At 40.2% G+C, this 23,893-nt stretch carries 26 protein-coding genes; 1 reads left to right on the top strand and 25 read right to left on the bottom strand.

The genetic code is table 11. The features are described from left to right. Window position 1 precedes the first annotated feature (1 nt). Complete coding sequence (locus tag H5126_RS14460; RefSeq protein WP_007377933.1) at window positions 2–310, top strand: EscU/YscU/HrcU family type III secretion system export apparatus switch protein; 309 nt, start codon at window positions 2–4, stop codon at window positions 308–310. Window positions 311–339: 29 nt separating this feature from the next. Here the strand turns inward: H5126_RS14460 and H5126_RS14455 are convergent, their stop codons facing one another. The 25 genes from H5126_RS14455 to fliI form a co-directional block, all read right to left on the bottom strand. Further along, the gene (locus tag H5126_RS14455; RefSeq protein ID WP_182721444.1) at window positions 340–741 is read right to left on the bottom strand and encodes a DUF2802 domain-containing protein; all 402 of its coding nucleotides are present in this window, start codon (window positions 739–741) and stop codon (window positions 340–342) included. A 17-nt stretch (window positions 742–758) separates the two neighbouring features. After that, window positions 759–1,256: a chemotaxis protein CheW gene (locus H5126_RS14450; protein WP_002959294.1), complete on the bottom strand. Its 498-nt coding sequence runs from the start codon at window positions 1,254–1,256 to the stop codon at window positions 759–761. Window positions 1,257–1,280: 24 nt separating this feature from the next. Further along, window positions 1,281–2,072, bottom strand: coding sequence for a chemotaxis protein CheW (locus tag H5126_RS14445; RefSeq protein ID WP_182758548.1), 792 nt, complete (start codon window positions 2,070–2,072; stop codon window positions 1,281–1,283). Between the two features lie 3 nt (window positions 2,073–2,075). Beyond that, the gene (locus H5126_RS14440; RefSeq protein ID WP_002959298.1) at window positions 2,076–2,846 is read right to left on the bottom strand and encodes a ParA family protein; all 771 of its coding nucleotides are present in this window, start codon (window positions 2,844–2,846) and stop codon (window positions 2,076–2,078) included. Between the two features lie 12 nt (window positions 2,847–2,858). Beyond that, window positions 2,859–3,818 carry a flagellar motor protein MotB gene (locus tag H5126_RS14435; RefSeq protein WP_182721174.1) on the bottom strand — a complete coding sequence of 320 codons (960 nt, stop codon included), beginning with the start codon at window positions 3,816–3,818 and terminating at the stop codon, window positions 2,859–2,861. Window position 3,819: 1 nt separating this feature from the next. Further along, window positions 3,820–4,584, bottom strand: coding sequence for a flagellar motor protein (locus H5126_RS14430; RefSeq protein ID WP_024595391.1), 765 nt, complete (start codon window positions 4,582–4,584; stop codon window positions 3,820–3,822). Next, window positions 4,577–5,740 carry a chemotaxis response regulator protein-glutamate methylesterase gene (locus tag H5126_RS14425; protein WP_182721175.1) on the bottom strand — a complete coding sequence of 388 codons (1,164 nt, stop codon included), beginning with the start codon at window positions 5,738–5,740 and terminating at the stop codon, window positions 4,577–4,579. The genes H5126_RS14430 and H5126_RS14425 overlap by 8 nt, the downstream gene beginning before the upstream one ends. A gap of 58 nt (window positions 5,741–5,798) precedes the next feature. Next, complete coding sequence (locus H5126_RS14420; protein WP_182721176.1) at window positions 5,799–8,018, bottom strand: chemotaxis protein CheA; 2,220 nt, start codon at window positions 8,016–8,018, stop codon at window positions 5,799–5,801. A 15-nt stretch (window positions 8,019–8,033) separates the two neighbouring features. Continuing rightward, the gene (locus tag H5126_RS14415) at window positions 8,034–8,807 is read right to left on the bottom strand and encodes a protein phosphatase CheZ (RefSeq protein WP_182721177.1); all 774 of its coding nucleotides are present in this window, start codon (window positions 8,805–8,807) and stop codon (window positions 8,034–8,036) included. Between the two features lie 17 nt (window positions 8,808–8,824). Beyond that, window positions 8,825–9,208: a chemotaxis response regulator CheY gene (gene cheY / locus H5126_RS14410; protein WP_008132609.1), complete on the bottom strand. Its 384-nt coding sequence runs from the start codon at window positions 9,206–9,208 to the stop codon at window positions 8,825–8,827. A gap of 40 nt (window positions 9,209–9,248) precedes the next feature. Next, on the bottom strand, window positions 9,249–9,959 hold the full coding sequence (locus H5126_RS14405) for an RNA polymerase sigma factor FliA (RefSeq protein ID WP_002959310.1): 711 nt from the start codon (window positions 9,957–9,959) through the stop codon (window positions 9,249–9,251). 26 nt (window positions 9,960–9,985) lie between these two features. Then, window positions 9,986–10,846, bottom strand: a complete 861-nt coding sequence (locus H5126_RS14400; protein ID WP_002959312.1) for a MinD/ParA family protein — start codon at window positions 10,844–10,846, stop codon at window positions 9,986–9,988. After that, entirely contained in the window at window positions 10,839–12,320 is a 1,482-nt protein-coding gene (flhF, locus tag H5126_RS14395) for a flagellar biosynthesis protein FlhF (RefSeq protein ID WP_182692825.1), read from the bottom strand. The genes H5126_RS14400 and flhF overlap by 8 nt, the downstream gene beginning before the upstream one ends. 21 nt (window positions 12,321–12,341) lie before the next feature. Further along, window positions 12,342–14,453, bottom strand: coding sequence for a flagellar biosynthesis protein FlhA (flhA, locus tag H5126_RS14390; protein WP_039484610.1), 2,112 nt, complete (start codon window positions 14,451–14,453; stop codon window positions 12,342–12,344). Between the two features lie 72 nt (window positions 14,454–14,525). Further along, window positions 14,526–15,656 carry a flagellar biosynthesis protein FlhB gene (flhB, locus tag H5126_RS14385; RefSeq protein WP_024596365.1) on the bottom strand — a complete coding sequence of 377 codons (1,131 nt, stop codon included), beginning with the start codon at window positions 15,654–15,656 and terminating at the stop codon, window positions 14,526–14,528. A gap of 9 nt (window positions 15,657–15,665) precedes the next feature. Then, window positions 15,666–16,445 (bottom strand): flagellar biosynthetic protein FliR, encoded by a 780-nt coding sequence (fliR, locus tag H5126_RS14380; RefSeq protein ID WP_024596364.1) that lies wholly within the window; start codon window positions 16,443–16,445, stop codon window positions 15,666–15,668. Between the two features lie 2 nt (window positions 16,446–16,447). Further along, window positions 16,448–16,717 carry a flagellar biosynthesis protein FliQ gene (fliQ, locus tag H5126_RS14375; RefSeq protein WP_002959325.1) on the bottom strand — a complete coding sequence of 90 codons (270 nt, stop codon included), beginning with the start codon at window positions 16,715–16,717 and terminating at the stop codon, window positions 16,448–16,450. A gap of 40 nt (window positions 16,718–16,757) precedes the next feature. After that, window positions 16,758–17,498, bottom strand: a complete 741-nt coding sequence (gene fliP / locus H5126_RS14370) for a flagellar type III secretion system pore protein FliP (protein WP_002959327.1) — start codon at window positions 17,496–17,498, stop codon at window positions 16,758–16,760. 4 nt (window positions 17,499–17,502) lie between these two features. Continuing rightward, entirely contained in the window at window positions 17,503–17,886 is a 384-nt protein-coding gene (fliO, locus tag H5126_RS14365) for a flagellar biosynthetic protein FliO (protein WP_002959331.1), read from the bottom strand. Then, window positions 17,883–18,281 carry a flagellar motor switch protein FliN gene (gene fliN / locus H5126_RS14360; RefSeq protein ID WP_002959332.1) on the bottom strand — a complete coding sequence of 133 codons (399 nt, stop codon included), beginning with the start codon at window positions 18,279–18,281 and terminating at the stop codon, window positions 17,883–17,885. Before fliN ends, fliO begins: the two co-directional genes overlap by 4 nt. Before the next feature lie 20 nt (window positions 18,282–18,301). After that, window positions 18,302–19,393, bottom strand: a complete 1,092-nt coding sequence (gene fliM, locus H5126_RS14355; RefSeq protein WP_002959334.1) for a flagellar motor switch protein FliM — start codon at window positions 19,391–19,393, stop codon at window positions 18,302–18,304. Between the two features lie 9 nt (window positions 19,394–19,402). Then, window positions 19,403–19,933, bottom strand: a complete 531-nt coding sequence (fliL, locus tag H5126_RS14350) for a flagellar basal body-associated protein FliL (protein ID WP_002959335.1) — start codon at window positions 19,931–19,933, stop codon at window positions 19,403–19,405. A 57-nt stretch (window positions 19,934–19,990) separates the two neighbouring features. Beyond that, on the bottom strand, window positions 19,991–22,012 hold the full coding sequence (locus H5126_RS14345) for a flagellar hook-length control protein FliK (protein WP_182721178.1): 2,022 nt from the start codon (window positions 22,010–22,012) through the stop codon (window positions 19,991–19,993). Window positions 22,013–22,101: 89 nt separating this feature from the next. Beyond that, a complete protein-coding gene (fliJ, locus tag H5126_RS14340; protein ID WP_002959337.1) occupies window positions 22,102–22,548 on the bottom strand; it encodes a flagellar export protein FliJ in 447 nt (148 codons plus the stop codon). Continuing rightward, window positions 22,548–23,882 (bottom strand): flagellar protein export ATPase FliI, encoded by a 1,335-nt coding sequence (gene fliI / locus H5126_RS14335; RefSeq protein WP_002959338.1) that lies wholly within the window; start codon window positions 23,880–23,882, stop codon window positions 22,548–22,550. Before fliI ends, fliJ begins: the two co-directional genes overlap by 1 nt. Window positions 23,883–23,893: the final 11 nt, after the last annotated feature.

The following is a 23,893-nucleotide window of genomic DNA, read 5'->3' as shown; positions in this document are numbered from 1 at the left end:
TATGAGTGATACACCTATTAATAAGTCAGCCATTGGGCTTTTGTACGAAGCTGGTAACACACCGACTGTAAGTGTTAAGGGGTTTGGTGAATTAGCTGATGAAATAATAGCAGCGGCTAAACTAAAAGGAATTATGATCCACGAAGATGCAGCACTTGCTAAAACGTTGTCGCATTTAGAGTTAGGAGAAGAAATTCCTAAAGAGCTTTATTATGTTATTGCAGAGCTTATTGCGTTTTCGTATGTATTAAGAGGTCAATTTCCGCCAGGTTGGCAGGATTTTCAAGGTAAGTTAAATATTAAGGCTTGAGCCAATTTATCCGCACATAAAAAAAGGCGCTAAGCACCTTTTTGTTTATGTAATGAAAATAGTAATTCGGCTTCTGCTCGTGGTAGTTCGCACTCGCGTATTACTTCATCAAGGTCTGCACCTAACTCAACCATTTTTACAGCACGAGAGTAAATTTTAGCATCAGGGTCATCGTATTTTTGCGCCGCTTGCTGTTGTATTAAATCTTGGTTTTGTTGTTCAACTTCAAGCACTCGCTTACCAATACTTAAGAGCCCGGTTCTAATCTCCGAAATTTCACTGCGCAAAATATGAGTCTGCTCAGAGCTATCTTTAAGCTGCTGCGATACAGCATTAATTTCATTCGCGTGTTTATTTTTTAATGCAATAATTAACGCCAGCGATATAAGTCCTACCGCTAACGCTGATATAGCTATACTAAGTAACACCATAATTTATTTGGTAAAGCTTATATATCGCTTAACTCATCCCATTCGTCATCACTGAGTAACTTATTTAAATCAACCAAAATCAGTAATTCATTATCGCGGTTACAAACACCTTGAATAAACTTAGCGCTTTCTTCAGTACCAACATTTGGCGCACTGTCGATTTCAGAGCTGCGCAAGTAAACCACTTCCGATACGCTGTCGGCTAAAATACCAATAACTTGCTCTTCTGCTTCAATAATTAAGATGCGAGAGTTGTCAGTTGCATCAGCAGCTAGCAAACCAAAACGTGCACGAGTATCAATAACGGTAACAACGTTGCCGCGTAAGTTAATAATACCAATCACATATGAAGGTGCACCTGGTACAGGAGCTATCTCTGTATAACGAAGTATTTCTTGTACTTGCATTACATTTACGCCGTAAGTTTCTTCCTCTAGCTTAAACGTAACCCACTGTAAAATTTCATCGTTATTATCTGCGTTTTTATTTGCTGACAGTAATTTATCTTGATTCATGCTATTACCCCGTAATGGTCATTACTACTGACGGCTATCTAAGCCTTTCTCTAATAATATATTTAAATTATCTACGTCTATCAAAGCACACATTTTTTCTTTTATAACGCCAGCAAGCCATGGGCGCTTGCTTTTATTTGTACGCCATTTTACATCTTCTTTACTCAATGTAATGTTATTTATCAACTTTTCAGCTAATAAACCCCACTGGCTATCACCTAGTGTAATCAAATATTGATAATCTAAAGATGCCTCTAATTTATCATCATATTTTTCTGGCATAACCCAACGCGCAGTATCAACAACATTAAGCTTTTCTTCTCTGTTGAGCATAACGCCTTTAAACCATTTCGGCTTACCAAACAAATGATTTACTTCACCTAATTGATGTATTCCACCAAGTGCTTTTAATGGCACAGCCAAGGTCAAGCCAGCAACTTCAAAAAACAATGCCTGAAATTCACCATCAAAATAGTCTGATTGGCTAGTAGTTACAATCTCCAGCTCTGGCTTTTCTATAGTAGTAATTGCAGGTGCTATTACTTCCTCGTCAACCACTTCATTAACTTTTTCAGTTTCAAACGCTGGCTCAGCTATTGGCTCAATTTCAACATTGAGCAAGTCATTATCAAATGTACTCTCTGCTGCTTTTAATTGTTCTTTAGGTTTTGAATGAATATGCTGTTGTGAATCATCTGGGATTCGCTCAAGTAATTTTGCAACTGGCTCAAGGTTATCTACAGGCTCATCTTCACATAACAAAGCCCCGAGGTATTGTTTCATTACTTTTTCATTAGCAAACAATTGCTTACTCATTCATTAACCTTGTTCAATTAAATATTCTAGCAGTGCTTTATATGCGTATACACCGCGCGAGCGAGGACAATACTCTACAGGTACTTTTTGTGCAAAGCTTGCATCTCTAAATTTGGTATCCACCGGTATCACACCTGGCCAAACTTTATCACCATATGTACTTTGCAATGTTTTGTATGCTTCTAACGATGCTTTAGTACGTTTGTCGTACATGGTAGGAATTATAGTATATTGATAATCTTTTGCTTGAGAGGATTGCATCAAATCCATAGTACGCATCATTCTATCAAGCCCTTTGAGTGCTAAAAACTCCGTTTGCACTGGCACTAAAATTCGCTCACTTGCTGCAAGCGCATTGACCATTAACACCCCTAAAACTGGAGGGCAATCTAAAATGGCATAATCGTAATGTTCGCTAATTTTTGCAAGCGCTTTTTTTAGTATTAACCCCATCCCTGTTTTATTACCCATACTTCGATCAAGCGTAGCTATTGCCATAGTCGCAGGTAAAATATCCAAGTTTTGAAGTGTTGATGGACACAAAGCTTGGAGTATCTCTTCACTTTGCATACTTGTACCACGGGCAAAAATATCGTACACACTGACTTCTAAATCCTCTGAGTCAATGCCAAAGTAATAAGTGAGTGACGCATGAGGGTCTGTATCTATAAGCAATACACGTTTACCTTGTAATGCCAAAATACCGGCAAGGCTCACTGCGGTTGTTGTTTTACCAACCCCTCCTTTTTGATTAGCGACAGTCCAAATCTTCACATTACATCCTAATTACTGTTCATTGCGCGTTGTTATGCGAATACCGCCATGAGGCAAACGAATTACTTTTATTGTATCGTCATCTGAAGGAAGTTCAATTTCAGGTTCAATCACTGCAGGCTCATCAGCTTGCCCGTCACTTTTAACCTCTTGTTTTGGCGGTAATCCATACTTAGAAAGTGCGATAACAACTTTACGATTTTCTGCGCGCCCTTGTTCTGTATCGTTACTTGCAAAAGGTGAATATTGGCCATAACCTTCTATCGCCATTCTAGCTGAATTAATGCCTAATGCTTCCAGCTCTACTAAAATTGACGTGGCTCTAGCTACCGACAGTTCCCAGTTCGAACGAAATATCTCATTACGAATACTTTCATCATCAGTATAACCTCGTACTCTTACATAGTTATCTACTGGTGCAATAATATCTTTAACAATCTTGACGACCTGCTTTGCTCGAGAGTGTGCAACTGAACTACCGCTTGAAAATAACATACCTGAGCTTAGCTCTATAATCAGCCAATCTTGGTTAAGCTCTAAACTGGCTTCTCCATCACGGATTTCATCAATAAGCGCTGACTGTAATTTAATTAATAAACTATCAAGAGGTTTGCCTAAATACTTTTGCTGGATATTGCTTGTATCACTTTGGCCGTCGAGTAGCTCAGGACCTTGCTCTTCTTTTAATATACTTTCGCCATAAAGAACTTCTTGTTCAGGTGTCACTCTATCTGTCAATATTCCATTACCGTTGACACCTTCACCTTGCTGGGAGTATTGGCGAGCTGACTTATCAAAAACCTGTTCAAGGGAATCTGACAATATTTGGAATTGTTCTTCTTTATTAATCGCTATCGCATACAGAACCACAAAAAAAGCAAACATAATAGTCATGTAATCGGCATACGATACAAGCCAACGTTCGGTATGTTGACTTTTAGCAGCAGAGTGACGAAGTCGTCGGCGTAACATGTTATTCGTCCACTAAATTAGGGCGCTCTACACGATAGGCTTCAAGCTTTAATTCTATATTTACTGGGCTTTCACCTATGCTTATTGCAATAACGCCTTCAGCAAGCATTTCATGGTAAAGCATTTTTTGCTCTACACGCTGTTTTAACTTATTTGCCATAGGTAAAAACAATAAATTAGCTAAACCAACACCATAAATGGTCGCAATAAATGCCGTTGCAACGCCGGCGCCAAGCATTTGTGGATCGGTAATAAACGACATTGCCTGTATTAAGCCAAGCACCGCACCTAAAATACCAATGGTAGGGCTGTAACCCCCCATTGCTTCATAAACACGCGCGGCTTCAAGCAAACGATCGCGCTCTAGCAGTAAATCAATTTCAAGCGTGTCTCGTAGTTTTTGCTCTGAGCAGCCATCGACAAGTAAGCTTAAACCTTTTGCTGCATACGCATCTGGGTGAGCTAAGGCTTCATTCTCAAGCGCTAAGTAACCTTCTTGACGTGCCTTATGAGACCATCGTTTAACTTGCTCTATTGCGTCTTCAATATCGTATTGTGGTGCAACAAAAACCCACGAGCTCATATTTAGCATTTTTTTGAATGTGCTAGCAGAGGTTTGCAACATAACAGCGCCAAGCGTGCCACCAAGTACAATAATAAGCGCAGGGCCATTAAATAAAGCTGAAACAACACCGCCTTCTAAAGAATAGCCTAAACCTATTGCACCAAGTGCTACCAATAGTCCAAATATTGAGAGTTTATCCACAACCTACCTCTCTCATTATACGTGCTGCAACATCGCTCAATGCTAAGCTTTCACTTGAAAGCCCCGCATTAGCAATTGCTTGGGGCATTCCATAAACGACACAGCTTTTCTCATCCTGTGCCCAAATAGTTGCCCCCGTTTGTTTTAACATTCTTGCACCATCACGACCATCAGCGCCCATACCTGTTAAAACAATAGCAAGTACATCGCCTTGATACGTTTTAGCTGCACTAGCAAACGTTACATCTACGCTTGGTTTATAACTTATTCTCTCGCTATGATCTTCAAATACGCGCAGCGTTCTATTTGCTCCACGCCCCTCTACCATCATCTGCTGCCCGCCAGGCGCTAAATAAGCAGTTCCTGGTTGTAAGCGATCGCCTTGTTGTGCTTCTTTCACTTTTATTTGGCACAAACCGTTTAAGCGCGCTGCAAACGCAGGTGTAAATGCAGCGGGCATGTGCTGAATAAGTAAAATAGGGAGAGAAAAACTAGCAGGCAATTGAGTCAATATAGTTTGCAGAGCAACAGGACCACCTGTAGAAGTACCTATAGCTAAAAGTTGATATTGTTTTCCACTTGCTCGCATTGAGGCAACATTTGAACTTGTCGATGCAACAGACGCAGCTCTTTGAAAGCTTCTATCAGGCTGCTTGATTTGAGTTGTTGATGTGCTTGTTCTTTGCGAAAGTGAACTTGTTGGTTTAGTTGAAATGGCTGGTTTAGCTGGTGTTGCCGCTCTAAATGTTCGCGGTAAACGTCTTCGTCCTATATCTTTTACTTTACTTTGCAAAAGCTTAATTGCATCTTCATTATTGCGCGCAATATCTTCAAATTTTTTCGGTAAAAAATCCATTGCGCCAGCATCTAACGCATCAAACGTTGCTGTTGCACCATCACGTGTAAGTGATGAAAACATTAAGATAGGAGTTGGGTTACTCGCCATTATCTCTTTAACTGCGCTAATACCATCAAGCACAGGCATTTCGACATCCATGGTGATCATGTCAGGACGCAATTGAGCTGCTTTCTCAACAGCCTCTCTGCCATTAACAGCAAAGCCTATAACTTGTATATCGCTATCTTGCTCAAGGATTTCGCTTACTCTACGGCGAAAAAAGCTTGAATCATCAACAACTAAAACTTTAACGGCCATTTAGCTCTCTTATTAAATTTATGCGTAGGTATATATTAAATATATACCTACTTTATTATTAGCCTGCGTAATGTTTTAACATGTTTGGAACGTCTAAAATCAGTGCAATGCCGCCATCTGAAGTTATTGTAGCCCCTGCCATACCTGGCGTTCCTTGAAGTAACGCATCAAGCGGCTTAATCACTACTTCTTCTTGGCCAATTAATGAGTCAACAACGAAGCCTATTTGTTGCGTACCAATTTGTACAATAACGACGTGACCTTTAGATTTTCGCTGAGAACGATCTGAGCCTTTTACTAACCAATGCTCAAGGTAAAATAACGGTATCGCCTTTTTACGCACAATAATTGTTAATTGCCCATCAACTACATTCGTCTTCGTTAAATCTAAATTGAATATCTCACTAACACCAGCCAGTGGTAACGCAAATGTTTGTGCGCCAACAACGACCATTAATGTCGGTAATATAGCCAAGGTAAGTGGTACTTTTATTTCTAAAATAGTACCAACACCAAGTTCAGACTGAATGCTTACTGAGCCATTAAGTTGCGTGATCTTAGTTTTAACTACGTCCATTCCTACACCACGGCCTGAAATATCAGATATTTCTTCTTTTGTAGAAAAGCCAGGTGCAAAAATCAGGTTATATGCTTCGGTGTCAGAAAGTCGACTCGCTTGGTCATGATCGAGTACGCCTTTACTAATTGCAATTTTTTTCAGTTTTTCAGCATCCATACCTGCACCATCATCTTTGATGGTTAGCAAAATATGGTCGCCCTCTTGAGACGCTGATAAAGTAACATTACCTGTTCTAGACTTACCTGCAGCTTCACGAACAGCGGGCATTTCAATACCATGGTCAACTGAGTTTCTAACTAAATGCACAAGCGGATCGGCAAGTGCTTCAACTAAGTTTTTATCTAGATCGGTTTCTTCACCAATAAGCTTTAAATCAATATCTTTATTCAAGCTACGTGCTAAATCGCGTACAACGCGAGGGAAGCGACCAAATACTTTCTTAATTGGTTGCATTCGCGTTTGCATAACCGCACCTTGAATATCCGCAGTCACCACATCTAAGTTAGAGATTGCTTTACCCATCGCTTCACTGTCTGAGTTAGTCGCTAAACTAACCAAACGATTTCGTACAAGAACTAACTCACCAACCATATTCATAATTTGATCGAGTCGTTTTGTATCTACGCGAACAGTGGTCTCTGCTGCTGGTGGCGCTGATTTTTTTGGAGCTGCTGCTGGTGGTACTTTAGCTACTGGCTTCTCTGGCGCTTTTTCAACTGGTTTTGGAGTAGGAGCTTTAGCTGGCTCAGCTTTTTTTACTGGTTCACTCACTTGTTTAGCTGGCGGTGAAACAGGTTCAGGTTGTTTTGCAGCTGGCGCACTTTCTATCGATTTAGGAGCAGTGCCTTTACCATGAAGTTCATCAAGAAGCGCTTCAAATTCGTCATCACTAATTTCATCATCTGATGAATTAACTGTATTTACAGCTGGTATAGCAGATTCTACAGGTGTTTTATTGGCATCATTTTGTTCAGGTTTGCTCGTAACTTCACCAAAACTGCCAACACCATGTAACTCGTCTAATAAGCTGTCAAATTCATCATCAGTAATATCACCACTAAAATCACTACTACTTGCTACTGGTTTTTCAACTGCAGGACCTTGTCCTTTACCGTGCAGCTCATCAAGTAAGCTTTCAAATTCGTCTTCAGTGATTTCATCTATTTCAGCATCGCTAACCGAAGGCGCTCCGCTAAATAGTTCATCAAATGCAAACGGATCTTCATCATCAGCTACCGGTGTATCCACCACTTCATTATGAGGTTGTTCAACCTCTGTTTGTGAAAAGGCTTCAGTGGCTTCGGCTTCTGTTGGAGGTAGACCTAAGATATGAAGAGTATGAAGTAATTCAGGATCTGCAGGTTCAGGCTTGTCTCTGTTTTGGATAGTCGCAAACATCTCATTAATGGTGTCTAGTGCTTGTAAAATAACATCCATTAACTCTGAGTTGACTGTTCGCACGCCTTGACGTAGTAAATCAAATACGTTTTCAGCACCGTGACAAGCATCAACAAGTTCTGTCATAGCTAAAAAGCCTGCACCACCTTTTACAGTGTGAAAACCTCTAAATATAGCGTTTAGTAACTCGGTATCTTCTGGATTATTTTCCAGCTCAACTAACTGTTCAGATAAAAGCTCTAGGATTTCTCCAGCCTCTACAAGAAAGTCTTGTAAAATATCTTCATCGACTTCAAACATGCAGTTACTCTCCTCTTAGAAGCCCAAACTTGATAAAAGATCATCAACTTCATCTTGATCAGATACAACATCATTACGCGATTCTTTATCAATAATAGGGCCTTCAGGACCTGCTAAAGTTTGTGTGGCAACTGGTTCTTTTATTTTTTGTTGTTCTACTTTATTCGCGGTGCTGTCAGTGTCGTCTTGTTCAGCAAACGCAGTTAAAAGATGAAGTAAACTTTCTTCTACTTCCCTAACAAGTTCAATAACACGGCGAATAACTTGACCTGTTAAGTCTTGATAGTCTTGAGCCATCAGTACATTTGTCATTAAGCTTTGAAGCTCATCAGTCTTATGATGAGAGTTGTTCATAAACTTATCGATGCTATGGCAAAGTTGCTTAAACTCACCAAGCTCAATTTCGCGGCTCATTAAACGATCCCATGTCGGTTTGATATGAGATATTTCGTCCGCTAACTGTTGGGCTATAGGTAAACTGGCCTCCACTGCATCCATTGTTTTATTAGCCGCATTTTCTGTCATTTCTATAACATAATTAAGCCGCTTTTTAGCATCTGGAATCGCATCTGTCGTTATATCAGTTAAGCGAGTATCAAGCTCAAAACTTTTAAGGGCTTCGTGCAGTTGACGAGTCAACTTTCCAACTTCAGCAAATAATTCAGACTGCTCTTTAGATGCAGCCTCTAAAATCAACTGATTTGCTTTGTCTTGCTCATCATTTTCTAAAAAAACAACGAGCTGACGAGCTTGTTCTAACGTTATTTGAGGCGCAGCTGGTGCTGGCATAAGCCTCTCCCCCATCATTAGCCTAAGCGTTCAAATACTTTTTCTAATTTAGTTTTTAATGTTCCAGCCGTAAATGGCTTAACAATATAACCATTAACACCAGCTTGCGCTGCAGCTATTATTTGTTCTTTTTTAGCCTCTGCCGTTACCATTAATACAGGGATATGTTTTAACTTATCGTCTGCACGTATTGCTCTTAAAAGATCAATACCCTGCATTCCAGGCATATTCCAATCCGTAACTACAAAATCAAACACTTGATTTTGCAACATAGGCAAAGCTGTAGACCCATCATCAGCTTCTTGAACGTTAGTGAAACCTAAGTCACGTAACAGGTTTTTTATAATGCGTCTCATTGTTGAAAAATCATCAACTACAAGAATTTTCATGTTTTTATCCAAAACATCCCCCAGTGAGGTATTAACCTTTGTTTACTTACTACTAATTTATCCAGTCATTGATTTTAGCTTTAAGCTTAATCATCGCCTGACCATGTATCTGACTTACACGCGATTCACTTACATCGAGTATATGTCCTATTTCTTTTAAATTCATTTCATCGTTGTAGTACAAAGAAAGCACCATTGCATCACGCTCTGGTAATGACTTAATTGCACTTAGCAAAGACTCATTAAACCTATCATTTTTAACATTATTAAAAGGTTTATCTTGTGCTAAATCTTGGCCTACAGGAGTAATAACATCCTCATCTACACCAAGGTCTTCAATGCCTAATATTTTACTCGTATTCGCATCATTTAAAATATGATGGTACTCATTGAGCGAAATTTCAAGTTTTTCAGCAACTTCTATGTCCGTTGGTTCGCGGTTCAGACTACTTTCTAGCTCAGTAATTGCTTCTGCAACTTGCCTGTTTTTACGGTGAACTGAACGAGGAGCCCAATCACCACGGCGCATTTCATCAAGCATAGCACCGCGAATACGAATACCTGCAAAAGTTTCAAAGCTTGCGCCTTTTGTTGCATCAAAGTTTTTCGAAGCCTCTATTAAGCCTATCATTCCTGATTGAATTAAATCATCAAGTTGAACGCTAGGTGGTAATCGAGCAATTAGATGACATGCCACTTTTTTAACAAGTGATGCATGCTTCTCAACAATCACATTTAAATTTTGTGTTGATTGATATCCCATAGCTCTATTCACCAGTGTTGTCATAATTAACCGTTTACTAGTTTCTCAATGAAAAACTCTAAATGCCCAGATGGTTGGTTGGGTATTGGCCATTTAACTGCTTTTGTTGCCAGCGTTTTAAACGCAAGAGCGGCTGGCGAATTTGGAAAGAGCTCTACTATTACTTTTTGACGACGTGTTGCTTTGCGCATATTTTCATCATAAGGAACCGTTGCTACTAGCTCCATTGATACATCTAAAAAGCGGTCGGTAACTTTAGATAGCTTTGCAAACAATTCAGTGCCTTCACGCATACTGCGCACCATATTGGCAACAATTTTAAATTTATAAACGCCGTGCTCACGACTTAATACTTTAATAAGTGCGTAAGCGTCGGTGATTGATGTCGGCTCATCGCATACAACAACCATTACATCTTGCGCTGCACGCGAGAAGCTCAGTACCATGTCTGAAATACCAGCAGCTGTATCTACAATTAAAATATCAAATTCGGTATTCAATTCGCTAAACGCACGAATTAGCCCAGCATGCTCAGATGGTGATAATTCAACCATACTTTGCGAACCCGATGTAGCGGGTACAATTTTAATTCCTGCAGGGCCTTCAACTAAAATTTCATCAAGCTCACATTCACCAGACAAGACATGTGACAAGTTACGCTCTACACGTAAACCAAGCATCACATCACAGTTTGCTAAACCCAAGTCAGCATCCAGCACTAATACTCGATTACCTTGCTGCCCAAGTGCAATAGCTGTATTTAGAGAAACATTTGTTTTCCCTACTCCACCTTTACCACCGGTTACAGCGATAACTTTTACGCCGTTGTTATTGTTTTGACTCATTTTGCGCAGGCCGCTTGCTTGATCTAATACTGTGTTAATCATACATCCCTACTGTGCTTGGCGCCACTGCTTGGTGCCTTGAATGTTGTTCTTTTGTTCTTTTTAAATATAATTGCTCAGCCTTTTTAACTAGTTTCTCAGCATTTGCAACACGAATATCCTCTGGTACTCGTTGACCATTAGTAAGATACCCTATTGGAAGGCGATTTTGAATCGCAATACTAATAATCTCACCCAAACTTAATGATTCGTCTAACTTAGTGAAAATACAGCCACTTAACTGTACTTTTTTAAAGTGACGTACAGTTTCTTGCAATACATTAATTTGTGCTGTCGCGCTAAGTACTAAGTAGCTGCGAATATCTACACGTTGGTTACGCATTAACGTGTTTAATTGCTCAGTTAAACGTAAATCTCGCTGGCTCATACCTGCTGTGTCAATTAATACTAGACGTTTATTTCGTAAATGATATAAAACTTCAGCTAATTCATTAGCATCTTTAACTTGCTTAACACCACAACCAATAATACGACCATATGTTGCAAGTTGTTCATAAGCACCAATTCTGTATGTATCAGTGGTTATTAACGCCACTTTATCGGCACCATATTTTTGTGCGCCTAGAGCTGCAAGCTTAGCAACAGTCGTTGTTTTACCCACACCTGTTGGACCCACTAACGCATATACACCACCTTGGCGAAGTATTTCATTATTGGTTGTTTGCATTTGATCTTCGACCATAGTTAACAATGCTTTCCAACCTTGCTTACGAGACACATCATCAGGTACAAAACATGCCATTTGCTGTGCTACTTCTTTATCAATGCCCATACCGACTAAACGGTCAACCATACAAGCGCGTGTTGGATCGCGACGCGCCATATCTTGCTGCATCAAGCCTGATACTTGGTGCTCAAGTAATTGACGAATTGCGTTCATTTCTTCACGCATTGTTGTCATTTCTTCGCTTTCATTATTAGGTGCTTGTTGGCGAGTGGTTACTGGGCTATCTAAATCATCAAAGTCGCGGTCTAAATCATCAAAGCCTAAGCTATCCGCTTGAGTTTGTGGACGAACTGGCGCAGCAGCTTCAGGAGCAAACATATTTTTAGTACGCTGCCCCATATCAGGTTCTTGATAGTTATCAGTAGTATCAATACCCGATTGTGAAAACATCGATGCAAGCTCAGGAGAACGAGGACGCGGTGATTGACGCTCTAATAATGCTTGTAGGCTGTCAGCAACTTTTGCTTGAGGCTCAGGCTTGGCACGCTGTGGCTCTGGTTTTACAAAGTTATGCATGCTTTGTTGTGGCGCCTGAGTACGCGGCTCTGCAGGGCGTTGTGGTTGCGCTGCTACTTTAGGGGCTGCTTTGTCATAATCAACTGCCGCTACAATTTCTACACCGTTAGCCAGTTTTTTATTTGACATAATAACCGCATCAACACCTAACTCATCTTTAACTTCTTTAAGTGCTGTGCGCATATCTTTAGCAAAAAAACGTTTAATTTTCATGATTCAACCCCTGTTAAAATCTTATTGTTGGCCTACCGAGCTTACAATTTTGATCTGTCTTTCGTCTGGTACCTCTTGATAAGACATCACTCTCAATCCTGGAATGGTGTACTTAACAAAACGAGATAACACAGTGCGTAACATTCCTGACGTTAGCAATATAGAAGGTTCGCCGGCCATTTCTTGATTTTGATGCGCTTGTGTCAATGACACTTGAAGTCGCTCTGCAAGTCCTGGCTCAATACCGGCACCTTCATCGCCTGCATTTTGTAATGACTGATGCAACATCTGTTCCAACTCAGGCGCCAAGGTTATGACAGGGATTTCTGATGACATTCCCACCGCATCTTGAACAATTAATCTACGCAGTGAAATACGCACTGCAGCCGTTAATACATCAGGGTCTTGACTACGTGGGCCATACTCAACAAGGGTTTGAACAATTGAGCGCATATCGCGAATAGCCACGCCTTCATTTAATAAATTTTGTAGTACTTTTACAATAGCAGTTAATGGCAATACATCAGGTACTAGTCCTTCCACTAAGCGAGGATGGCTTTTAGCAAGCATATCAAGTAGGTTTTGAACTTCTTCATGCCCTAGTAATAACGCTGCACTGTTAGTTAATAACTGGCTAATATGAGTGGCAACTACCGTGGCTGAATCTACAACGGTATAACCTAGTGATTGTGCTTCATCTTTTTGATCAGGCTTGATCCATACGGCATCAAGGCCAAACGCAGGATCTTTTGTTTCAACCCCTTTAATTGGACCAAATACTTGTCCTGGGTTAATCGCTAGCTCGTCGCCATGCTTAAGCTCGCTTTCACCGGTTGAAACCCCCATTAGCGTTATTCTGTAAGCATTAGGGTCAAGCTCTAAGTTGTCGCGTATATGTACCGGCGGCACTAAAAAACCAAGCTCTTGAGAAAGCTTTTTACGCACCCCCTTAATACGATTAAGTAGCTCACCACCTTGTGATTGGTCCACTAACGGAATTAATCTATAACCGACTTCTAAGCCAATTACATCAACCTGCTGAACGTCATCCCAGCCTAGTTCTTTTTGTTCTTGTTTATTAGCAACCCCCGTTGCAACACTTCCGCCATTAGCGGCCTCTTCAGCTTCTGCCGCAGCAGCTTTTAATTTACTTTGCTGTGTGTAGTAAGCTAAGTAACCCAGTAACGCACCTAAACTTAAAAAAGCAATATGCGGCATACCAGGCACTAAGCCCATGATGATCAAAATACCAGATGCAATAAAGAGTGACTTTTCGTTGCCTAGTTGTTTCTTAAATTGGTCCCCCATATTGAGCGACTCATTTTGGCGTGTTACAACAATCGCGGTACCAATTGAAAGCAGTAAAGAAGGGAGTTGAGCAACTAAGCCATCGCCGATGGTAAGTAATGTATATACTTCCATTGCATTGCCAAAACTCAAATTGTGCTGGATCATACCGACAAATAAACCACCAACAATATTGATGATTAGTATAACAATACCTGCAATCGCATCACCTTTTACAAATTTACTCGCACCATCCATTGAGCCGTAAAAATCAGCTTCGCGAGTTACTTCCTCGCGGCGGTCACGCGCTTGTTCTGCGCTGATAAAGCCTGCGTTCAAATCGGCGTCAATTGCCATTTGTTTACCCGGCATTGCATCAAGGGTGAAACGCGCAGATACCTCAGAAATACGACCAGCACCTTTAGTAATTACTACAAAGTTAATAATGATCAGGATTAAAAACACAACCAAACCAACAGCGTAGTTACCACCAATAACAACTGAGCCAAACGCTTCAATTACTTTACCGGCAGAGTCACCACCATTATGGCCTTCAAGTAACACAACTCGAGTACTGGCAACGTTAAGTGCTAAGCGCATAATTGTAGCGATTAGTAATACAGAGGGGAAAATACCAAATTCAACTGGCTTCATCGTGTAAACAGTTACAAGTAAAACCACTAACGCGAGAGCAATATTAAACGAGAAAAGGATATCGAGTAAAAATGGCGGTAGTGGTAAAATCACCATTCCCAAGGCAGCAAGCACAAGCAAAGGTGTACCTACCCCTTTGGCATAGTCTTTTTTGTCTCTGTTAAGTTGTTGTAATACCGCTTTAAAACTCATAATTCTACAATTTCAAAAAATTGACACTACGTAGAATTTGCAATAACTATTCCAAGTTACTCAGTTAACGGTTTAATACTTGTAGGCATCGGGGATTGGCAGCTTTTTATTGAGCTTAGTTGGACGTTTACCGCGCCCTTTATTAAAGCGCTTAAGCTGAAATACATACGCTAAAACTTGCGCTACTGCGGTAAATAGCTGATCGGGTATTTGCTCTCCTACTTCAGCCGTATGATAAAGCGCTCGGGTCAACATGGGGGATTCTAATATAGGTACTTCATTCCCTATTGCTACTTTTCGAATTTGCATCGCCATTTCATCAATGCCTTTAGCAAGCACTATAGGCGCACCTGCGCGCTCCGTGTCGTATTTTAATGCTACAGAGTAGTGAGTTGGGTTCGTAACAATAACATCAGCGTCAGGAACATCTTGCATCATGCGGTTTTGCGACATTTGCCTTTGTGTTTGCCTAATGCGCGCTTTTATTTGTGGGTCACCTTCAGAGTTTTTATACTCATCTTTAATTTCTTGCATTGTCATTTTAAGTTGTTTGTTATGGTTGTAACTTTGAAATGGTGCATCAATGGCGGCAATAACAATTAAAGTGCACGAAAGGCCTAAAAACATCCACCCTAAAATCTCTAAGGCATGAATAATATTACCCGGCGCACTTTCTAAACTTAAATGCAGTATTTCATCAAAATAAGTATTAATTAAAAACACTGCAAAACTTGCTACTAAACCAAATTTTAAAAGTGACTTTACAAGCTCAATAGCCGCTTGTGGGCCAAACATCCGCTTAAAGCCCTTCATTGGCGACATTTTACTTGCTTTAGGTGCAGCAGCTTCCCAGCTAAAGTTAAAACCACCGAGTAATGTATTACCAATAAATGCAGCCAAAACGATAATTAACACAAACATAGCCATAGGAAACATCAACGCGTCTGCAACCTCTCCCCACACGGCAAACATTTTAGTGGTATCAAAGGCTTCGTTGCGGTTTAAGCTAAGGGTTCGGCCCATTACATTGTATAAACCTTTACCAATTTCAGGACCATACATCAAAAGCGATATAGCCGAAAAAATAAGTACAAACATGGTACCTAACTCTTTTGAGCGTGCTATTTGGCCTTTCTTTTTAGATTCTTCAAGCTTTTTGGATGTGGGTTCTTCTGTTTTTTCTTGTCCTGAGTCTTCAGACATGACTTTCTCCTAAGGTGAGCAACCAACTAAAGTACACATTAGCTCAACCATTTTTAACCATTGAAACTCAAACTGAGTAACAAAGTTACCTAGTGTTGCCCAAATAATAATAAGCCCAGCTACCAAGGTAAACGGAAAACCAATAGAGAAAATATTTAATTGCGGCGCTGCACGCGTCATAATCCCAAACGACATATTAATAACGAGCATTGCGGTAAGTGGTGCAAGTGAGAGTACCAGTGCTGTAGTAAACATCCAGCCGCCCCAAGTCACTATGTCCCAGTAATGATCTACAGACCACCATGTGCCATCAATGGGTAGCACTTGAAAACTATGCACCACCATTTGAATCATCATTAAATGACCGTTAAAAGCAAAAAATAACAGAGTGGCCAAAATAAGGAAAAACTGACCCACAGCAGGCACACTCGCGCCATTAGAGGGGTCAATAACCGAAGCAAAACCTAAACCGGTTTGCATCGCAAGTATTTGCCCTGCTAAAACAAAGGTATTTAATAAAAGTATAGATGCAAAACCAATAGCAACACCAATCAGCATTTGTTGAATAACGACTAAAATCATCTCAAACGAAAATAAATTAGTGAATGTAGCGGGCGGCAGAACAGGAACGACAAGAAAAGTTACAACAACTGATAACCCCATTTTTATACGCGTAGGGACATTTTTAGCCCCTAAACCAGCCATAATCATAATCATTGAGCTAATGCGTACTAGGGGCAGCAAAAAATCGCTCAACCATTGAATAACGACAGCAAAGGGGTATTCCACGTTTAACCTGCAATTTCAGGAATAAGTAATACTAGGCGAGTAAAAAAATCCATCAGTTCTTGAGTAAGCCAGTGCCCACCTACAATTAGCGCACTAATGGTAATTAATAAACGAGGTAAAAAGCTCAACGTTTGTTCATTGATTGATGTTGCCGCCTGAAACACAGCAACCACTAAACCAATAATTAGGCCTGGGACAACGATTGCAGACACCAATTTAATAACTAAAAACAGCGCGTCACTTAGAATATCAACAAAAATTTCCGGTTCCATGTTGTACTCCTATTGTTGGGTCATGTTAATGCTTTGCATACTAAGTCCCTAAACCAAAGCTTTTAGCTAGAGTCCCCATCACTAAGCTCCAACCATCAACAAGTACAAACAGCATAATTTTAAACGGTAAGGACACTATCATGGGGGAAAGCATCATCATACCCATCGCCATTAATACCGAAGCGACCACTAAATCAACAATTAAAAATGGGATAAAAAACATAAACCCAATTATAAATGCCGTTTGCAGTTCGCTGGTTACAAAGGCCGGTATTAACACTATTAATGGCGTATCTTGTGGCGAATTTAGCTGATCGTAACCAGCAATTTTAGCGAACGTTTCTAAATCTTTTAAACGCACCTGTGAAAGCATAAATGCTTTCATTGGCTCTTTAGCAAGCTCTAAAGCCTCTACTGATGTAACCTGCTCATTTAAGTAAGGCTCTATAGCTCGCTCGTTTACCTGCTGATAAATAGGCGCCATTATAAAAATACTTAAAAAAAGTGACATACCTAATAACACTTGGTTTGACGGTGTTTGCTGTAAGCCAATTGCTTGGCGCAAAATGGCGAGTACAACAATAATTCGTGTAAAAGAGGTCATCATAATTATGGCGGCCGGTATAAAACTCAGCGCCGTCATAATTGCTAAAACTTGTAACGTTACTGAGTAATCTTGTGTGCCATCAGCGTTTGTTGTAATGGTAAGGGCATCAATTCCTTCTGCACTTACATTTGGTACAAACACCATGGCAAAAATAATAAGCAGCCACTTTGTCATAGGTTTAATTCTTTTTATTTTGGTTTGATTGCGGGTTTAAAAGTTTACCAAATCGTTTAGCGAGTTCAGGCAGTTCTTTTTCACTTAATGGGGTTTCTAACTTGTGTAAATAATTAATACTGTGGGGAGTTACACCAAGTAAATGCTGAGCATTATCTATCTCAACAACCATTAAACGCTCGCGAGAACCTAAAGGTAGACTTCTAACTACTTTAAACTCATCACTATTTGCTAAATTAGGGTTAAGCTTTTTAACAAAAAATGCCAGTACAATAATCAGTACTAGCACCATTACAAGCGACAGCACCATAGAGAGTATATCCCCAGTGGGTGTTGCCACATCTGCTTTTGAAAAAACGGTAGTCGTTAAAGCAACTAATAAGCTCATCGTAATTTTTTGATCCGCTCTACTTGGCTTATCACGTCAGTTAAGCGAATACCAAATTTGTCGTTTACTACAACTACTTCGCCATGAGCGATTAAAGTACCATTAACTAGCACGTCTAGCGGCTCACCCGCAACACGGTCAAGCTCAACAACAGAGCCTTGATTAAGTTGCAGTAAGTTACGAATGTTGATTTTAGAGCGCCCTACTTCCATTGAAATAGTAACGGGGATATCTAAAATAGTGTCGAGTTTTCGTTTTTCATCACCACTCATTTCATGTTTTGAATCACTTAACTCATCAAGCTCTGCAACATGTGCTTCGCCACTATCATCTGGGCCTTCGGCTTCTGCTAATGCTGCTGCCCATTCATCCATTGTGTCTTGATCATCGCTCATACTTTTAACCTTTTAATCAATTACCAGTCTAAGTCTACACCGTCAGAGAGGTGTAAATCATCTTCTAGTTCTGCTAATTCTGCATCTGAGTCAATTTTCTTGCCGCCTTTGGTAAATACATGCAGCTCAGATTTAACTGAATCAGGTCGTTTAATTTTTTCACTAATTTGAAGCGCAACATTATCGCGAGAGCGACCCATCTTGGCTCTAAATGTAGGGAGTTCCTCAACAAATACGGTTATATGCTCAGGCATTTCAACCGGAATAATATCACCTGCTTTTAATTCCATAATTTGCTTTAAGGTCAAATCAACTTCAAGTAACTGAGTCGACATATCAACCTCAACATCCATTATTTCATCGCGAAGTGCTTTGCTCCAACGTAAGTCGGTATCCTCTGTATCAGATTGAACACCCGCATCTAAAAGCTCTCGGATTGGCTCAAGCATCGAATACGGAAGTGCAATATGAAAATCGCCGCCACCGCCATCAAGCTCAATATGAAAAGAGCTAATAACCACAACCTCTGTTGGACTTACAATATTCGCCATAGCTGGGTTTACTTCTGAATCGAGATATTCAAACGATACATCCATAACCGGTGCCCATGCTTCTTTATAATCTTCAAAGATTATTTTAAGGAGCATTTGTACAATCCGGCGCTCTGTTGGGGTAAATTCTCGGCCCTCTATTTTCGCATGATAACGCCCGTCACCACCAAAAAAGTTATCTACCAAAATAAACACAAGTCGTGCTTCCATGGTAATCAGGCCAGTGCCTTTTAAAGGCCTAAAACGGACCATATTTAAACTGGTTGGAACAAATAAAGTATGAATATACTCGCCAAACTTAATCATTTGCACGCCGTTAATAGACACCTCTGCGGTGCGACGCATCATATTAAATAGGCTAATTCGCATATGACGAGCAAAGCGTTCGTTAACAATTTCCAGCGTCGGCATACGACCACGTACGATCCGATCTTGCGAAGAAAAATCGTACTGAAGCGTACTTCCCCCGCCATCTTCACCTTCGTGTATATCTTCCTCTTCAACGTCATCAACGCCATGTAATAGCGCATCAATTTCGTCTTGGGATAATAAATCGCTCACGCTAACCCCTTATTGCATCACAAAGCCGGTAAACAATACCCGCTCAATTACTTTACTGCCTTCAACATCCATTAAGGCTTTTTGTACCTTTTCAAGTGCAGAAAAACGAAGTGTTTCTTTACCAGAGCTCGTACTTAATTCATCAGCTGTTGTAGTAGAAAACACGCTTAATAGCGTCCCTTCTATTAGTGGAATATGTTTTTTGGCTGTTTCTTCATTTACTTCGCCACGTACTAATAATTGTACTTTAATTTGTACAATTCTATCGCGACTTGAGCCAGGCACGTTAAATACAAATGGGCGTGGCATAGCAACATATAAAGCACTACCAACTTCTGCTGATGAACCAGAAGCTGCAGGAGCAGCATCAGTCGACATCGCAGTCTCTTCATCTAAGGTTTCAACTGGCGCATCCGAACCTGACATAAAAAAGTAACCCGCAGCACCACCTGCAATAAGTAGTACAGCTACTATGATTATTATTAGTTTCTTTTTACTTTTACCGGTTTCTTCGATTTCTAAACTTGCTTCTTCAGCCATCATGATTCCTTTAATCGCAAAGGTACTTGCTTGTTTTAACTATTATAATAGCAGTACTTAGGCATAGTAATCTATTGATGATGAAGTTTGTTGTCGAGAACTTTGTGCAGTGTTATTTGCTTGCTCGTCATTTTCATCATTAACTGACTTATTATTAGCCAAATTACCTTGGGCTCCACTCTCACTTTGCTCAGCTGTTTCACCACCTGATTGCCCATAAGAAATAGTGCTTTCACCAAGCTCTAGCCCTTGTTGCGCTAACATTTCACGTAAGCGCGGCATTGATTGTTCAAGCGCTTCTTTGGCTTGCTGGTTTTGTACAACAAAGTTTATATGTGCTTGTTCTGCATCGCTACGAATACGTATTTGCATGCTGCCCATTTCTGGAGGATCGAGGCGAATTTCTGCTTCTTTATTATTAATGCTCAACATTGAGCTAACGCGCTCTTGCAGTAATTTAGCTGCATCACTTTTAACAATATTAATTGCCTGCATTACACCTGGATCAATACTTACTTGCTTAACTTGTGATGTACTTTGTAATTGTTGAGTTTGAATTATTTGGGTATCAAGTAAGCTCTGCTCGTAACTTAATGAGTCGTATTGGCTTAATGTGCTCGTTTGCTGAGTATTTAAAGCGGCTGTAATTTGCGTAAATACTTGTGCTACGCGTCCAGGAGTTTGTTCTGCCGTTATTTTTCTAAGCCCATCTTTTTGTAACTCTTCAAATGATTTTAATAAATCATCACGCTTAGCTGAGGTTGCTACGGCTTTATTAATATCCGCGCCTTCGTTTGTAGATGCCTTTAAGCTTAACTTTTGTGGATCATATACTGTATTAGGAGTCTCTGAGGCCACAAACGTTTTTGAGTCTGATTTAGCGGTATCAGCAAGCCCAATTTCAATAGAAGCTTTTAACTCATTAACTGTTTGCTTAAGCACTGACAACTGCTCGCCTTTAGGCTGCTCTGTTTTAATATATGCGTTTAATTGCGTTAATAAACTTTGTTTTTCAGTTGTATTAAGTGAATTTATTTCTGCGCTAAAAGAGTGTTTTGTTACCGTGCTTTGCGCTTTTTCGTTATCAGTAATAAATTGTGCAAGCATTTGCTTAAGATTTGAAGTGTTACTTGTTGCGCTATTTGTTGAATCAGCGTTCTCTAATACCTTAACTTGCGCGTTAAGTTGTGAGCGCTGCTCAGGCGTTAAACTAGCAATAACGCTATTAGCTTTAATTAAGCTCGCATCTTTAGTCATTAACGTATCTATTGCTGCATTATTATCAGCTTCAGTTGTGGCTAAAGGAGACTGAGTAACACCCGCTTTGTCGGTGGGTGTTGGCAAAACTATATTATTTTTATCAGCAGACTTATTTTGTCCTAGCTGCTCTTTAGAACTCATTAATGCAAATTCAGGTTTTTCTACTGTAGAGCCAGGGCTGTCATCTGGCTTTTTATTTATAGAATTTAATGGCCCTTCAATAGCTTCAGCAACACCACTTTTCCGATGCTTGCCTTCATTTAATGGTAAAGAGCTCAAAGGTAGTGAGCTTAAGTTATCGCTTTTTGAATCAATTAATTTAGCCGTTTTAGAGTCTACATTAGTGGCAATTGGATTTTGCACTACACTCGCTGTATTCGCTTCTTCAGTCGTTACTTCATCACTTGTATTAGCAGATAAAATTACTGAGGTGGTTTCTAACTCTGCATCTTCTGATTCTATACTTTTAGTTGCATCGAACGGCTTATTAATCGAGGTGCTCATTGCTTGTGCTGAATTAATTTGATCAAGCATCTCAACAGATAAAAAAGTAACTTCGTCTGTTGTTATTTCATCTAGCTTTACGCTCAGATTTTCATTTTCTTCTGGCTGTTTATGCTTAGGTATGGCAATCGAGTTTTCGGCATCGGGATTTTTATTGCCCTTAAGCAAAGGCCCCATAGAGTTATGCGCTTCGTTTAGCTGGCTTAAAAATTCCTCGCCTAAATTTCCTTCGCCATTAGCTAAGCTATTGTCTTTAAAAGCTAACAGTGAATCTTTTTCAGAAGAAACTAAAAACGAAATGTTATTCATCGCCATAAATCACCTAATACCATTACGGCAATATGCCACCGCATACCGCCAAAAGTTAAATACCACTAAGTAACAAAGCAATTAACGTGCCTGAATTACAAAGCTTTCCGACGTTGAAAAAACTGATTAGCTGAAAACTCATCTAACATTTTTTGCTCGTTTTTAGCCATTAATGCATTTGCTTTGAGTTTTTGATTCTCGATTAATTTGGCAACTGCTTTAGCTTTAATTTGCTGCTTAAGCCATAGCGTTTTACGTTGAGTAACAACTTGCTTAGCGGTATTTACTGTACTTGCTTGTTGGCGAATTGCCTCTTCAATTTTAGCTATAAAAGCATGGTACTGACCAAACCCTGCACTAGATAAACCCGACTTACCTTTTAGGTGTAACTGTTGAGAATATTCAAGTCTAAAGTTATTTAAGCCTTGCAGCTTTTGTTGATTTGCTTGCAAATTTTGATTGGCTTGTAAGTAACTCATGCGCAAATTTTCTTCTTTATCATTTTCAATTTTGAGCAATAAATCGAGTTTATTTTTAGCCATTATGCTTGTCCTAGTAACTGAGCAAGACCTTGCAGACCATCATCGTAACTAATGACATCCCGCATACCTTGTTGTAAAAATGCATTCACTCTTGGCATCATATTTATGGCTTGGTCGAGCATTTGATCGGTCCCTTTTTGATAAGCACCTAAAGTAATCATATCTTTGTTTTGTTGATACATTGAATAAACTTGCTTAAGTACACGGGCTTGTTGCATGTGTGGTTCAGAAACGACTTGAGGCATAACACGCGAAATCGATTTTTCTATATCTATAGCGGGATAGTGCCCGCTGTCGGCTAAATCACGCGATAATACAATGTGGCCATCTAAAATAGCTCGCGCTGCATCAGCAATAGGGTCTTGCATATCATCGCCTTCACTCAACACCGTAAAAAAGGCGGTAATTGAACCTTGCCCTTCACCGCCATTACCAGCACGTTCCACCAGCGCAGGTAATTTAGCAAACACCGAAGGCGGATAACCTTTGGTTGCCGGCGGTTCGCCTACAGCAAGTGCAATTTCACGTTGTGCCATTGCGTAACGCGTTACCGAATCGAGTAACAATAATACATTTAAACCCTGATCTCTAAAATACTCTGCAATAGTTACGGCGCTCTCGCAGCCTTTTAAACGCATAAGTGGTGATGAATCAGCGGGTGCTGCGACAACAACTGAGCGTTTGCGTCCTTCTACACCGAGTATTTCTTCAATAAATTCTTTTACTTCGCGGCCACGCTCCCCCACCAAGCCAACAACAATAACATCGGCTTCGCTACCTCGGGTCATCATACCGAGAAGTACAGATTTACCCACACCGGAGCCTGCAAACAACCCCATACGTTGGCCTTGCCCTACTGTAATTACCGAGTTAATAGCTCGCACACCTACATCCATAGGCTTAGTGATTGGTCTTCTAGAAAGCGGGTTTATAGTATTTTGTGCAAACTTTAAATGATGCTCAGCATTAATTTTACCAAGGCCATCTAGCGGCCGGCCTAAACCATCTACAACGCGGCCTAATAAACTCATCCCTACAGGCAAACCTAAGTTATTAACTTGAGGAATAACACGCGCACCAGGTAGTACACCAGAGATATGATCGTTAGGCATTAAGTACAAAGTTTGGTCGTTAAAACCGACTATTTCGGCGTCTACAAAGCCGTTCATGGTTTCTATTTTACATTGGCTACCAACGGGTGCACGTAAACCTCTAGCCTCAAGGGTAAGGCCAACAACACGCGTTAAAATACCTGCCACAGCAGGCGCTGGGGTTTTAATATGTTGTTGATATTGAGATAAGCGTTCGCTTAAAGGTGCACGTTGAGTTGACATAACACGCCAAT

The sequence above is a fragment of the Pseudoalteromonas sp. SG45-3 genome (assembly GCF_014164075.1).
In the GTDB taxonomy this organism is placed as follows: Bacteria; Pseudomonadota; Gammaproteobacteria; order Enterobacterales; family Alteromonadaceae; genus Pseudoalteromonas; species Pseudoalteromonas distincta.
The sequence above is the reverse complement of the archived record's forward strand: the minus strand, read 5'-3'. Positions and strand labels throughout refer to the sequence as shown.

Excerpts from the sequence above, each read along its gene's own strand:
- H5126_RS14460 (WP_007377933.1), top strand. The coding sequence starts at position 2 with ATGAGTGATACACCTATTAATAAGTCAGCCATTGGGCTTTTGTACGAA.
- H5126_RS14455 (WP_182721444.1), bottom strand. The coding sequence starts at position 741 with ATGGTGTTACTTAGTATAGCTATATCAGCGTTAGCGGTAGGACTTATA.
- H5126_RS14450 (WP_002959294.1), bottom strand. The coding sequence starts at position 1,256 with ATGAATCAAGATAAATTACTGTCAGCAAATAAAAACGCAGATAATAAC.
- H5126_RS14445 (WP_182758548.1), bottom strand. The coding sequence starts at position 2,072 with ATGAGTAAGCAATTGTTTGCTAATGAAAAAGTAATGAAACAATACCTC.
- H5126_RS14435 (WP_182721174.1), bottom strand. The coding sequence starts at position 3,818 with ATGTTACGCCGACGACTTCGTCACTCTGCTGCTAAAAGTCAACATACC.
- H5126_RS14425 (WP_182721175.1), bottom strand. The coding sequence starts at position 5,740 with ATGGCCGTTAAAGTTTTAGTTGTTGATGATTCAAGCTTTTTTCGCCGT.
- H5126_RS14420 (WP_182721176.1), bottom strand. The coding sequence starts at position 8,018 with ATGTTTGAAGTCGATGAAGATATTTTACAAGACTTTCTTGTAGAGGCT.
- H5126_RS14415 (WP_182721177.1), bottom strand. The coding sequence starts at position 8,807 with ATGCCAGCACCAGCTGCGCCTCAAATAACGTTAGAACAAGCTCGTCAG.
- H5126_RS14405 (WP_002959310.1), bottom strand. The coding sequence starts at position 9,959 with ATGGGATATCAATCAACACAAAATTTAAATGTGATTGTTGAGAAGCAT.
- H5126_RS14400 (WP_002959312.1), bottom strand. The coding sequence starts at position 10,846 with ATGATTAACACAGTATTAGATCAAGCAAGCGGCCTGCGCAAAATGAGT.
- flhF (WP_182692825.1), bottom strand. The coding sequence starts at position 12,320 with ATGAAAATTAAACGTTTTTTTGCTAAAGATATGCGCACAGCACTTAAA.
- flhA (WP_039484610.1), bottom strand. The coding sequence starts at position 14,453 with ATGAGTTTTAAAGCGGTATTACAACAACTTAACAGAGACAAAAAAGAC.
- flhB (WP_024596365.1), bottom strand. The coding sequence starts at position 15,656 with ATGTCTGAAGACTCAGGACAAGAAAAAACAGAAGAACCCACATCCAAA.
- fliQ (WP_002959325.1), bottom strand. The coding sequence starts at position 16,717 with ATGGAACCGGAAATTTTTGTTGATATTCTAAGTGACGCGCTGTTTTTA.
- fliP (WP_002959327.1), bottom strand. The coding sequence starts at position 17,498 with ATGACAAAGTGGCTGCTTATTATTTTTGCCATGGTGTTTGTACCAAAT.
- fliO (WP_002959331.1), bottom strand. The coding sequence starts at position 17,886 with ATGAGCTTATTAGTTGCTTTAACGACTACCGTTTTTTCAAAAGCAGAT.
- fliN (WP_002959332.1), bottom strand. The coding sequence starts at position 18,281 with ATGAGCGATGATCAAGACACAATGGATGAATGGGCAGCAGCATTAGCA.
- fliL (WP_002959335.1), bottom strand. The coding sequence starts at position 19,933 with ATGGCTGAAGAAGCAAGTTTAGAAATCGAAGAAACCGGTAAAAGTAAA.
- H5126_RS14345 (WP_182721178.1), bottom strand. The coding sequence starts at position 22,012 with ATGGCGATGAATAACATTTCGTTTTTAGTTTCTTCTGAAAAAGATTCA.
- fliJ (WP_002959337.1), bottom strand. The coding sequence starts at position 22,548 with ATGGCTAAAAATAAACTCGATTTATTGCTCAAAATTGAAAATGATAAA.
- fliI (WP_002959338.1), bottom strand. The coding sequence starts at position 23,882 with ATGTCAACTCAACGTGCACCTTTAAGCGAACGCTTATCTCAATATCAA.